The following is a 12,497-nucleotide window of genomic DNA, read 5'->3' on the forward strand; positions in this document are numbered from 1 at the left end:
AGGGCCCGCTCGCCGCGTCCGCCGCCAGCGGCGCGCCCGTGCGGTTCGCGCGGGCCGAGCTCCACGCGGCCGTGTCGGCTTCGGATCTTGGCGAGTTGTCGTTCGTTCCGAACCGTAGGTCGCCAAGATCGCCGGGCGTGGCGCGCTCAGCGGGAGGCCGTGGGGGTCAGGGGTGCGGTTTCGGTGGTGGTGGGGTGGGATTCGGCGGGGTCGTCCTCGGGGGCGTCGTTGTCGGTCGGGGCGGGGGAGTCGGGCGGGAGGATGAGGGTGTCGCGCTTCCGGCGGCTGAGCAGCCAGCCGATCGCCGCGCCGCCGGCCAGCCCGGCGAGCAGCCCGCCGCCCAGCAGCAGGTCCGCGCTCGGCCCGCCGTCGTCGGCCCGTGCCGGGGCGGCCGCCTCGGCCGGCGCCTCGGCGACCGGTTCGCCGTGGCCGGCGTGCGCGGCGGCGCCCGCCAGCGAGGGCAGCAGGGTGACCGTCGGGGCGGGGTGCGCGCCGCCGGGCGGGTCGGCCCAGCGGACCACGGTGCCGTCGGCGTAGGTCTGGATCACCGTGAAGGTGAGCTTGTCGGTGGCCGGCATCGGGCCCATGCCGAGCGAGAGCCGGGCCGGCCCGCCCGAGCCGCCGGGCATCCGGATCCAGGCCACCGAGTCGGTCACCTGGTTCAGCTCGGAGGAGTGGATGCCCGCGACCGGCTGGTCCAGGGTGCGGGTGGTGATGGTGGGCGCCCAGTCGGGCACGGAGAGCGGGTAGACCTCGCCGATCGGGGCGTCCGCGGGCATCCGCAGCTCGATCCGGCTGGTCCGGCTGCCGGCCCGCTCCTCGGGCAGGACCACGGCCAGTTCGATGGCGTCGCCCTGGTGCACCTGGGCGGGTGAGGTCGTGAGGGTCACCTCGGCGGCGCTCGCGGCGCCGGGCCAGCCCAGCGTGCCGCCGACCGTGGCGGCCAGCAGCGCGGTCGCCCACCACCGGCCCCGACGGGTCATCGTCATGGTCGTCCCCATCCGTGTCGACACGGCCGGCAACCGGCTCCGGCCTCACCCGGTAGTTCGGGCGGGAAGGCGGAAAGGTTCAACGCGGGACGGAACTGATCGGCCGGGGGAGCGCGGCGTCGCCGACGGCGCGGGTCCGGGCGACCGATAGCATCGCAGGAGCCGGTACCCGGCACCCTTCGAACCCGTTCGACGGAGCCGGTACCCGGCACCTTCGAACCCGTTCGACGACAGGAGTCACCGTGTCCGCACCCCGTACCCCCGTCGTGGCCGACCCCGTCGTCGTCGCCGCCGGGACGACGGCGGCCGACGCGGTGGCCGCGGCCGGGCTGCCGATGAGCGGCCCGAAGGCCATCGTGGTGGTCCGCGACCCGCAGGGCGTGCTCCGCGACCTCGACTGGAAGCCGGCCGAGGAGATCGCTGTCGAGCCGGTCGCCCTCGACACCCCGGACGGGCTGAACGTGCTGCGCCACTCCACCGCGCACGTGCTGGCCCAGGCCGTGCAGGACGTGTTCCCCGAGGCCAAGCTCGGCATCGGCCCGCCCATCGAGAACGGCTTCTACTACGACTTCCAGGTGGCCAAGCCCTTCCAGCCGGACGACCTGGCGAAGCTCGAGAAGCGGATGCAGGAGATCGTCAAGTCCGGCCAGCGGTTCCGCCGGCGCCGCTTCAGCAGCCTCGACGAGGCGCGCGGCGAGCTGGCCGCCGAGCCGTTCAAGATGGAGCTCATCGAGGTCAAGGGTGAGGGGCTGGACTCCTCCGAGGTGATGGAGGTGGGCGGCGGCGAGCTGACCATCTACGACAACCTCGCCGCCAACGAGGACAAGGTCTGCTGGTCGGACCTGTGCCGCGGCCCGCACCTGCCGAACACCCGGCTGATCGGCGCGTTCAAGCTCATGCGCTCGGCCGCCGCCTACTGGCGGGGCTCGGAGAAGAACCCCCAGCTCCAGCGGGTCTACGGCACGGCGTGGCCGACCCGGGACGAGCTGAAGGCGTACCTGCGGTTGCTGGAGGAGGCCGCCCGGCGCGACCACCGCAAGCTCGGCGCGGACCTGGACCTGTTCAGCTTCCCCGACGAGATCGGTTCCGGCCTGGCGGTCTTCCACCCCAAGGGCGGTGTGCTCAAGCGGGTGATGGAGGACTACGTCCGCACCCGCCACATCGAGGAGGGCTTCCAGTACGTCGGGACCCCGCACATCTCGAAGGAGGGCCTCTTCCACACCTCGGGCCACCTGCCGTACTACGCCGACGGGATGTACCCGCCCATGGAGCTCGAGGGCGCGGACTACTACCTCAAGGCCATGAACTGCCCCATGCACAACCTGATCTACCGGTCGCGCGGGCGGTCCTACCGCGAGCTGCCCATGCGGCTGTTCGAGTTCGGGTCCGTCTACCGCTACGAGAAGTCGGGCGTGGTCCACGGGCTGACCCGGGTGCGCGGCCTGACCCAGGACGACTCGCACTCCTACTGCACCCGGGAGCAGGCCCCGGCCGAGATCAAGCACCTGCTCAACTTCGTGCTGAGCCTGCTGAAGGACTTCGGCATCGACGACTTCTACCTGGAGCTGTCGACCCGCGACGAGGCCCGGCTCGACAAGTTCGTCGGGTCCGACGAGGACTGGGCGACGGCCACCGCGGTGCTGGAGCAGTGCGCCCGGGAGACCGGGCTGGACCTGGTGCCGGATCCGGGCGGCGCGGCCTTCTACGGCCCGAAGATCTCCGTCCAGGCCAAGGACGCCATCGGCCGCACCTGGCAGCTGTCGACCATCCAGTACGACTTCAACCAGCCGAAGGGCTTCGGGCTGGAGTACCAGGCGGCCGACGGCACGCGGCAGCAGCCCGTGATGATCCACTGCGCCAAGTTCGGGTCGATCGAGCGGTTCATCGGGGTGCTCACCGAGCACTACGCGGGCGCGTTCCCGGCGTGGCTCGCCCCGGTGCAGGTGGTCGGCATCCCGATCCGCGAGGACCACACCGACTACCTCCAGGACTTCGTCACCACCCTGCGCAAGCAGGGCATTCGCGCCGAGGTCGACGCCGGTGACGACCGGATGCAGAAGAAGATCCGCAACGCCCAGCAGCAGAAGATCCCGTTCATGGTGATCGCCGGTGACGACGACGTGGCCGCCGGCACGGTCTCCTTCCGCTACCGCGACGGGTCGCAGCGCAACGGCGTGCCGATCGAGGAGGCGGTGGCCCACGTGCGGGACGTCGCCGAGTCCCGCACCAACTCCGGCCCGTCGGCGGAGGGCACGCCCAACACCTGAGCCACCCGTCCCCCACCCGGCCGGTCCGGGCGGATGGGAGACGGCCCGGTGACCGTAGGATCGGCGTGTGACTGGGGCGGAACGGCACTTCGACGGCGCCGGCAGCGGCGACGGGAACGGTCTGGCGGACGGGCTGGAGCGGCTCTGGACGCCGCACCGGATGACCTACATCTCCGGCGGGGACCGGCCCGAGGGCGGCTACGAGAAGCCGACCGGCTGCCCGTTCTGCCTCGCCCCCGGCCGGCCGCCGGACGAGAGCCTGGTGGTGGCCCGGGGCGAGCACGTCTTCGCGGTGCTCAACCTCTACCCCTACAACCCGGGGCACCTGCTGGTCTGCCCCTACCGGCACGTGGCCGACTACACCGAGCTGGACGCGCCGGAGACGGCCGAGCTGGCCGCGTTCACCAAGGACGCCATGCGGGTGGTCCGGCACGTCTCCAGCGCGCACGGGTTCAACCTGGGCATGAACCAGGGCGGCGTCGCCGGCGCGGGCATCGCCGCGCACCTGCACCAGCACGTGGTGCCGCGCTGGGGCGGCGACGCGAACTTCATGCCGCTGATCGGGCGCACCAAGGTGCTGCCGCAACTGCTCGCCGACACCCGGGACCTGTTCGCCAAGGCCTGGCCGGCCTGACGGCCGGGGGCGGCCCCGGTCCGACCCCGGCAGTACGATCTTGGGCATGGCCCTGCTGCACCGCGCCGAACTGCGCCCCTCGAAGCTCGACCTGCTCGCCGCCTGGCTGCCCGGCCGGCCCTGGTTCACCGGCGACCCGGGTGCGGAGGTCACCCGCGTGGCGGCCTACCGGTTCGACGACCCGGCCGGCGAGGTCGGCATCGAGACCATGCTGGTCCGGGCCGGCGACGGGCCGGTCCTCCAGGTGCCGCTCACCTACCGGGCCGCGCCGCTGCCCGGCGCCGAGCGGTGGCTGCTCGGCACCACCGACCACTCCGTGCTCGGCCCGCGCTGGGTGTACGACGCCTGCGGCGATCCGGTCTACCCGCCGGCCCTGGCCGCCGCCGTCCTCGCCGACGCCGGCCAGGCGGAGGAGTACTTCGAGGTCGACGGCCGGCGCGAGGTGCGCGCCGCGAGCATGACCCTCGCCGGCACCCGGTCCGGGAACCCGTCGGCCTTCGACCTGGTCGACGAGGTGGTCGACGGCGACCCGACCCTGATCCGCGCCGGTGGCGCGGAGCTGGCCCTGGTCCGCCGGCCGGCTCCGGCCGACGCCCCGGCGCCCGCCCGGCTGACCGGCTCCTGGTCCGGGCAGGCCGACCCGGTGCTGCTGGCGTACGCCCGCTGACCGTCCGCCGGCCGGCCCGGCACCCGGGGTGAGGAAGCGGCCCACGGGTCCGGGGAAGGTGGCAGGATGCGGCGATGGCAGTCAGCACGCGGCCGTTGGGCCGCAGCGGCATCGCGGTCAGCGCCCTCGGCATGGGCTGCTGGGCGATCAGCGGCCCGTGGGCCGAGGGCGCCCGGCCGCTGGGCTGGGGCGCCGTGGACGACGCGGAGTCGATCCGGGCGGTCCGCCGCGCCCTCGACCTCGGCGTGACGCTCTTCGACACCGCCGACACGTACGGCGCCGGGCACGGCGAGCGGATCCTCGGCCGGGCCCTCGCCGGCCGGCGCGACGAGGCGGTGATCGCCACGAAGTGGGGCTACACGTTCGACGAGCGGGCCCGGCAGGCCACCGGGGAGGACGCCTCACCGGAGTACCTGCGGCGGGCGGTCGTCGACTCGCTGCGCCGGCTGGACACCGACCGGATCGACCTCTACCAGCTGCACCTCGCCGACCTCCCGGTGCCCCGGGCCGAGGCGCTGATCGGCACCCTGGAGGACCTGGTGGCCGACGGCCTGATCCGGGCGTACGGCTGGAGCACCGACCGGGCCGACCGGGCGGCGGCCTTCGCCCAGGTCGCGCGGGGCGCCGCCGCCGTCCAGCACGGCCTGTCGGTGCTCCGGGACGCCCCGGCCATGCTGGCCGCCTGCGAGAAGCACGACCTGGCCAGCCTGGCCCGGGGGCCGCTCGGGATGGGGCTGCTCACCGGCAAGTACACCCCGGAGTCCACGCTGCCCCGCGACGACGTGCGCGGGACCGCGCCGAACTGGCTGGAGTGGTTCCGCGGCGGCCGGCCCGCCCCGGAGTGGCTGCGCCGGGTCGCCGCCGTCCGGGGCGCGCTGACCGCGGACGGCCGGACCCTGGCCCAGGGCGCGCTCGGCTGGATCTGGGCGCGCAGCGGCCGGGCCGTGCCGATTCCCGGCGCCCGCACGGTCGCCCAGGTGGAGGAGAACGCCGCCGCGCTGGACCGCGGCCCGCTCGCCCCCGACCAGTTCGCCGAGGTGGAGCGCCAGCTCGCCGCCCTGCGCGCGGCGGCCCTGCGCGACGCCGACCGCCCGCACTGGTCGATGCCGCCGGTGCCCGCGGCCCGCCCCTGACCCGCCGGGTCAGGCGCGGTTGCCGGCCTCCTTGCGGACCTGCTCGGCGAGGTGGGCGGGCATCGGCTCGTAGCGGGCGAACTCGCGGCGGAAGGTGCCGGTGCCGGCGGTCATCGAGCGCAGCTCGACCGCGTAGCGCAGCAGCTCGGTGGCGGGGACCTCGGCCCGGACCAGGGTGCGCCCCTCGGCGTCCGGATCGGGCTCGGTGCCGAGCACCCGGCCGCGCCGGCCGGACAGGTCGCCCATCACCGCGCCCACCGACGAGTCGGGCACCCGGACGGTCACCTCGTCGACCGGCTCCAGCAGCGTGGGCTGCCCCTTCTCGGCGGCGTCCCGCAGGGCGAGCGCGCCAGCGGTCTGGAACGCCGCGTCGGAGGAGTCGACGCTGTGCGCCTTGCCGTCGAAGAGGGTCACCCGCAGGTCCACCACCGGGTAGCCGCCGACCAGGCCGCGTTCCATCTGCGCCCGGACGCCCTTCTCCACCGACGGGATGTAGTTGTGCGGCACCGCGCCGCCGACCACCTTGTCCACGAACTCGAAGCCGGCGCCCCGGGGCAGCGGCGTGACCTCGATGTCGCAGACCGCGTACTGGCCGTGGCCGCCGGACTGCTTGACGTGCCGGCCGTGGCCCCTGGCGGCGGCCGTGAACGTCTCGCGCAGCTCCACCCGGACCGGCTCGGTCTCCAGCTCCACCCCGCCGGCGCGCAGCCGGTCGAGCACCACGTCGGCGTGCGCCTCGCCCATGCACCAGAGCACCAGCTGGTGGGTCTCGGCGTTGCGGTCCAGCCGCAGGGTCGGGTCGCCGGCGACCAGCCGGGCCAGGTTGCGGGCCAGGGCGTCCTCGTCGGCCCGGCTCTTCGCCACGATGGCCACCGGCAGCAGCGGCTCCGGCATCTCCCACGGGGCGACGAGCAGCGGCTCCTCCTTGGCGGAGATGGTGTCGCCGGTCTCCGCGCTGCCCGACTTGGTGATCGCGCAGATGTCACCGGCCACCGCGGTGGTCACCTCCCGCAGCGTCGCGCCGAGCGGGCTGTAGATGTGGCCGACCCGCTCGTCGGCGTCGTGGTCGGGGTGGCCGCGCTCGGCCATGCCGTGACCGGACACGTGGACCACCTGGTCGGGGCGGAGCGTGCCGGAGAAGACCCGGACCAGCGAGACCCGCCCGACGTGCCGGTCCACCGTCGTCTTGACCACCTCGGCGACCAGCGGGCCGTCGGGGTCGCAGGCCAGCGGCGGCCGGGGCGAGCCGTCCACCCCGGTGACCGCGGGCAGCTCGTGCTCCAGCGGTGACGGGAACGCCGCCACCAGCCCGTCCAGCAGCGCGTCCAGCCCGACGCCGGTCTCCGCGCAGACCGGCACCACCGGGTAGAAGTGGCCGCGGGCGACCGCCGTCTCCAGGTCGGTGATGAGCACCTCGGTGCCGATCTCCTCGCCGCCGAGGTAGCGGTCCATGAGGGTCTCGTCCTCGCTCTCCGCGATGATCCCCTCGATCAGCTCGTTGCGGGACTCCAGGATGGCCGGCAGGTGCTCCGGGTCCGGCTCGCGTACCGCCGCCGGCAGGCCCTGGGAGTAGTCGAACACCCGCCGCGTGATCAGCCCCATGAGGCCGGCGACCGACTCGCCGTCGTCGCCCAGCATCGGCAGGTAGAGGGGGAGCACGTTGTCGCCGAAAACCCGCTGGCAGAGGGCCACCGCCTCGTCGAAGTCGGCGCGCGGGTGGTCCAGCCGGGTCACCGCGACGGCGCGGGGCATGTCCACCGCGGCGCACTCCTCCCAGAGCGCGGCCGTGGCGGCGTCCATGCCGTCGACGGCGGAGACCACGAACAGCGCCGCGTCGGCGGCCCGCAGCCCGGCGCGCAGCTCGCCGACGAAGTCGCCGTACCCGGGGGTGTCCAGGAGGTTGATCTTGACGTCGCGGTGCAGCAGCGGGGCGCAGGCCAGGCTCACCGAGCGCTGCTGGCGCACGGCGGCGGGATCATGGTCGCAGACGGTGGTGCCCTCGGTGACGTTGCCGGCCCGGCCGATCGTGCCGCTGGCCGCGAGCAGCGCCTCGACCAGAGTCGTCTTGCCCGCTCCGGAGTGCCCGACGAGCACCACGTTGCGAACCCTGCCGGGCTCGGTCACCACCGGCGCGCCGCCGGTGACACCCTTCTCCTGATTCTTCTGCGCCATCGCGGCGCACCTCCCTCAACCGGTGGTGGTGGCGACCGCCGCGCGCGACGGGGAAGCGGCCCGGGCGGGCACCGCGGCGATATCTTCCGGTGATCTCCTGGACGACGGGTAGGCGGACGGGTGATCCGGTGAGCTCGCTCACCTCCCACGCTCGATCTCACACCTGTAACCGGGCCGACACAAGAGCGCCAGGCGGGTCGGGACGACCGGCTGTGTCCCCGACCGCTGCCGGCCGTTATCGTGGGACCCCCATGGCGAAGATCTTCCAAGTGACGGCCCGCGCGGGCATGACCCGCGTCGTAGAGCCGGTCGCGCGCGGCCTGCTCCGCGCCGGTGTGTCCCCCAACGCGGTCACCGTGACCGGCACCGTCGGCGTGCTCGTCGGCGCGCTCGGCTTCGGCGCCCGCGGTCACCTGGTCGCCGGTGCGCTGATCGTCACGGTCTTCGCGCTCACCGACCTGCTCGACGGCACGATGGCCCGGATGAGCGGCGGCTCCACCCGGTTCGGGGCCTTCCTCGACTCGAGCATGGACCGGATCGCCGACAGCGCCGTCTTCGGCGCGGTCGCCTACTGGCTGGCCAGCCAGCACGACCACTCCGGGGTGGCCGCCGCGCTGCTCTGCCTGGCCGCCGGTGGCCTGGTCTCCTACGTCAAGGCCCGCGCGGAGGGGCTCGGGATGACCTGCAACGTGGGCATCGCCGAGCGCACCGAGCGGCTGCTGATCGTCGGGGTGGGCGGTCTGCTCACCGGCCTCGGCGTCCGGCCGGCCCTGGAGATCGCGCTCTGGCTGCTCGCCGCCGTCTCGATCTTCACGGTCGGGCAGCGGATGGCCCACGTGTACCGGCAGGCGCAGCTGGTCGGCCGGGAGTGAACCTCACCGAGGCGGGCTACGTCGCCGGCTGGCGGCTGGTCCGCGCGCTGCCCCGGCCCGTGGTGGCCGCCGCCTTCCGGGTCGGCGCCGACCGCGCCCACCGCGGCAACGGCCGGGGTACGCGCCGGCTGCGCGCCAACCTGCGCCGGGTGGTCGGCCCCGACCTGCCCGAGGCGGAGCTGGACCGGCTGGTCCGCGACGGCCTGCGGTCGTACGCCCGGTACTGGCTGGACGCGTTCCGCCTGCCGAGCCTGAGCCGGCGGGAGATCCTCGCCGGGTTCCACCTCGACGGCCAGGAGAAGCTCGCCGCCGACGTGGCGGCCGGCCGGGGCGCCGTGGTCGCCCTGCCGCACGCCGGCAACTGGGACGCCGCCGGCGCCTGGGTGGCGGCCACCGGCTGGCCCATCACCACGGTCGCCGAGCGGCTCAAGCCGGAGGGCCTCTACGAGCGCTTCCTCGCCTTCCGGCAGGGCCTCGGCATGGAGATCCTGCCCACCTCCGGCGGCGACCGGCCGGCGTTCGACGTGCTGGTGGACCGGCTGCGGGCGGGCGCCGTGGTGCCGCTGCTCGCCGACCGGGACCTCTCCGCCCGCGGCGTGGACGTGGAGTTCTTCGGCGGCCGGACCCGGATGCCGCCCGGCCCGGCCCTGCTGGCCATCCGCACGGGCGCGCCGCTCTACGTGGCCTCGCTGTGGTACGAGCCGGACGGCCCCCGTGCCGCCCTGGAGGGCCCGCTGGAGCTGCCCGAGGAGGGCAGCGCCCCGCTGGACGCCCGGGTGCGCGCCGTGACCCAGCGGATTGCCGACGGTCTGGCGGCGGGCATCGCCCGGCATCCGGAAGACTGGCACATGTTGCAGCGGATGTGGCTGGACCAGCGCGCCGACGGCAGCGTGTCGCAGTCGCCGGCCACCACCGGGACGATCTGAGGGAGCGGGGCGCAATGCGGATCGGCATCGTGTGCCCGTACTCCTTCGACGTCCCGGGCGGGGTGCAGAACCACGTCATGGACCTGGCCGAGGCGCTGCTCGGGCTCGGCCACGAGGTGAGCGTGCTGGCTCCGGCCGACGAGGACGGGGCGCTGCCGCCGTACGTCGTGTCGGCCGGGCGGGCGGTGCCGCTGCCGTACAACGGCTCGGTGGCCCGGATCGCCTTCGGCCCGGTCTCCACGGCCCGGGTGCGGCGCTGGATCACCCGGGGCGACTTCGACGTGCTGCACGTGCACGAGCCGCTGACCCCCAGCCTGTCGATGCTGGCCGTGCTCTGCGCGCGGGGCCCGGTGGTGGCCACCTTCCACACGGCCATGACCCGGTCGCGGGTGCTGTCCGCCGCCCAGGGGGTGCTCCAGATCCTGCTCGAACGGATCACCGCCCGGATCGCGGTGAGCGCGCTGGCCCGCAAGGTCCAGGTCGAGCACATGGACGGCGGCGCCGTGGAGATCCCCAACGGGGTGGCGGTGGCGAAGTTCGCCGGCGTCGAGCCGTTGCCCGGCTGGCCGGGGGAGTGCGCGCCGGGCAGCGGCGGCACGCTCGGCTTCCTGGGCCGGTTCACCGAGCCGCGCAAGGGCTTCCCGATCCTGCGCGACGCCTTCGTGGCGCTCGCCCCGCACCGCCCGGGCCTGCGCCTGCTGGTCGCCGGGCCGGGCGACGCCGAGGACCTCTACGGGCAGTTCCCGGCCGACCTGCGGGACCGGGTGACCTTCCTCGGCATGGTTTCCGAGGCCGACAAACCTCGCATGCTGCGCAGCCTGCACCTCTACGTCGCACCGAACACCGGCGGGGAGTCCTTCGGGATGATCCTCACCGAGGCGCTCGCCGCCGGCACCACGGTGGTGGCCAGCGACCTGGACGCGTTCCGCCGGGTGCTGGACGGCGGGCGGGCCGGCCGGCTCTTCCCGACCGGGGACGCGGCGGCCCTGCGTACCGCCCTGGTGGACCTGCTCGACGACGCGGGGCAGCGGGCCGGGCTGACCGCCGCCGGCGACCAGGTGGTCGCGAATTTCGACTGGCCCGTGGTTGCCCGGCGCGTTCTGGAGGTATACGCAGCGGCGATCGAGGCCACCGACGGCCGGGTCATGGACCAGGAATGGGCGGGGCTGGGCTGAACCCGGTGGCCGGTGGGGCCGCTGTGACGAGCGCGTCGACCGGTGCCCGCGCCGGCCGGGCGGGATGAGGAGCAGCACTACGATGCCGGGCATGTGGTGGGTGGTGGGCGCGGCCCTGGTGCTCGGGCTGGTCTCGGCGTACCTGATCTGGACCGCCGGCCGGGTCGAGCGGCTGCAGGCCCGCGCGGAGTCGGCGGCCCGGGCGCTCGACGCGCACCTGCTGCGGCGCGCGGCGGCCGCCGCCGTGCTGGCCGAGCAGCGCTACGGCGTGGAGCTGTACTCGGCCGCCCGGATCGCCCTGGACGCCGTGGGGGAGGAGCGGGAGGCCGCGGAGAACGACCTCACCCGGCAGCTGCGCACGGTGGAGCTGGACCCGGCGGACCCGGCCTGCGAGGCGGTGATCGCGGCCAGCCGGCGGCTGGCCCTGGCCCGGCAGGTGCACACCGACCTGGTCCGCGACGCCCGGGCGGCCCGCGGCCGCCCGCTGGTACGCCTGCTCCGCATGGGACGTGGGCGGGACTGGCCCCGCTACTTCGACGTCGACGACCCCACGCTCACCCCGCGGGCGGACGTCACCACGGGCTGAGCGGGCGGGGGCCCCGACCCCGGTGACGCCGACCACAGGGCAGGCCACCGGGGGTCTGATTGGCTGTCGGACCGGCGTTGACCCCGTCGTAGCCTTTCCTCAGCCACCCCCGAGCACGTCCAAGGAGCGATGACCCGTGCCCGAATCCACCTCCCCGAACACCGACGCCAACCCCGTCGTCGGCACCGCCCGCGTCAAGCGGGGGATGGCCGAGATGCTCAAGGGTGGCGTGATCATGGACGTGGTCACCCCCGAGCAGGCCAAGATCGCCGAGGACGCCGGCGCCGTCGCCGTCATGGCGCTGGAGCGGGTGCCCGCCGACATCCGCGCCCAGGGCGGCGTCTCCCGGATGAGCGACCCGGACATGATCGACGGCATCATCAGCGCCGTGTCGATCCCCGTGATGGCCAAGGCCCGGATCGGCCACTTCGTCGAGGCGCAGGTTCTCCAGTCCCTCGGCGTCGACTACGTCGACGAGTCCGAGGTGCTGACCCCGGCCGACTACGAGAACCACATCGACAAGTGGGCGTTCACCGTCCCCTTCGTCTGCGGCGCGACCAACCTGGGCGAGGCGCTGCGCCGGATCACCGAGGGCGCCGCCATGATCCGCTCGAAGGGCGAGGCCGGCACCGGCGACGTCTCCAACGCCACCACCCACATGCGGAAGATCCGCAAGGAGATCCGCCGGCTCCAGACGCTGCCGGCCGACGAGCTGTTCGTGGCCGCCAAGGAGCTCCAGGCGCCGTACGAGCTGGTCAAGGAGATCGCCGAGACCGGCAAGCTGCCGGTCGTGCTGTTCACCGCGGGCGGCATCGCCACCCCGGCCGACGCGGCCATGATGATGCAGCTCGGCGCCGAGGGCGTCTTCGTCGGCTCCGGCATCTTCAAGTCGGGCAACCCGGCCCAGCGCGCCGCCGCGATCGTGAAGGCCACCACCTTCCACGACGACCCGGACGTGCTGGCCAAGGTCTCCCGCGGCCTGGGCGAGGCGATGGTCGGCATCAACGTCGACGAGATCCCGCAGCCCCACCGCCTGGCCGAGCGCGGCTGGTGACGGTGACCGGACGGGGCCCGGC

General features: G+C 74.4%; 11 protein-coding genes. 9 read left to right on the plus strand and 2 right to left on the minus strand.

The window, feature by feature from the left end:
• Positions 1-146: 146 nt before the first annotated feature.
• Entirely contained in the window at positions 147-989 is an 843-nt protein-coding gene (locus ACQP12_RS10785; RefSeq protein WP_433287119.1) for a DUF1775 domain-containing protein, read from the minus strand.
• 242 nt (positions 990-1,231) lie between these two features.
• Between ACQP12_RS10785 and thrS the strand changes: the two genes are divergently transcribed.
• From thrS to ACQP12_RS10805, 4 genes are all read left to right on the plus strand, one after another.
• Positions 1,232-3,256, plus strand: coding sequence for a threonine--tRNA ligase (gene thrS / locus ACQP12_RS10790; RefSeq protein WP_433287121.1), 2,025 nt, complete (start codon positions 1,232-1,234; stop codon positions 3,254-3,256).
• A 67-nt stretch (positions 3,257-3,323) separates the two neighbouring features.
• On the plus strand, positions 3,324-3,890 hold the full coding sequence (locus ACQP12_RS10795; RefSeq protein WP_433287123.1) for an HIT family protein: 567 nt from the start codon (positions 3,324-3,326) through the stop codon (positions 3,888-3,890).
• Positions 3,891-3,936: 46 nt separating this feature from the next.
• Positions 3,937-4,557, plus strand: a complete 621-nt coding sequence (locus ACQP12_RS10800) for a CG0192-related protein (RefSeq protein WP_433287125.1) — start codon at positions 3,937-3,939, stop codon at positions 4,555-4,557.
• Between the two features lie 74 nt (positions 4,558-4,631).
• The gene (locus ACQP12_RS10805; protein ID WP_433287127.1) at positions 4,632-5,690 is read left to right on the plus strand and encodes an aldo/keto reductase; all 1,059 of its coding nucleotides are present in this window, start codon (positions 4,632-4,634) and stop codon (positions 5,688-5,690) included.
• 9 nt (positions 5,691-5,699) lie between these two features.
• Here ACQP12_RS10805 and ACQP12_RS10810 read toward each other — a convergent pair whose 3' ends face one another.
• Entirely contained in the window at positions 5,700-7,862 is a 2,163-nt protein-coding gene (locus ACQP12_RS10810) for an elongation factor G-like protein EF-G2 (RefSeq protein ID WP_433287129.1), read from the minus strand.
• A 251-nt stretch (positions 7,863-8,113) separates the two neighbouring features.
• Here ACQP12_RS10810 and pgsA point away from each other — a divergent pair, with 251 nt between their 5' ends.
• The 5 genes from pgsA (at position 8,114) to pdxS (ending at position 12,475) form a co-directional block, all read left to right on the plus strand.
• Positions 8,114-8,734, plus strand: a complete 621-nt coding sequence (pgsA, locus tag ACQP12_RS10815; protein WP_357946211.1) for a phosphatidylinositol phosphate synthase — start codon at positions 8,114-8,116, stop codon at positions 8,732-8,734.
• Positions 8,731-9,660 (plus strand): phosphatidylinositol mannoside acyltransferase, encoded by a 930-nt coding sequence (locus tag ACQP12_RS10820; protein WP_433287131.1) that lies wholly within the window; start codon positions 8,731-8,733, stop codon positions 9,658-9,660. The genes pgsA and ACQP12_RS10820 overlap by 4 nt, the downstream gene beginning before the upstream one ends.
• 14 nt (positions 9,661-9,674) lie before the next feature.
• Entirely contained in the window at positions 9,675-10,835 is a 1,161-nt protein-coding gene (locus ACQP12_RS10825) for a glycosyltransferase family 4 protein (RefSeq protein WP_433287133.1), read from the plus strand.
• A gap of 82 nt (positions 10,836-10,917) precedes the next feature.
• Positions 10,918-11,421 carry a hypothetical protein gene (locus tag ACQP12_RS10830; protein WP_433287135.1) on the plus strand — a complete coding sequence of 168 codons (504 nt, stop codon included), beginning with the start codon at positions 10,918-10,920 and terminating at the stop codon, positions 11,419-11,421.
• A gap of 136 nt (positions 11,422-11,557) precedes the next feature.
• Positions 11,558-12,475, plus strand: coding sequence for a pyridoxal 5'-phosphate synthase lyase subunit PdxS (gene pdxS / locus ACQP12_RS10835; RefSeq protein ID WP_357946199.1), 918 nt, complete (start codon positions 11,558-11,560; stop codon positions 12,473-12,475).
• Positions 12,476-12,497 lie beyond the last annotated feature (22 nt).

The organism is Micromonospora sp. CA-244673 (assembly GCF_050948395.1).
Taxonomy (GTDB): domain Bacteria; phylum Actinomycetota; class Actinomycetes; order Mycobacteriales; family Micromonosporaceae; genus Micromonospora.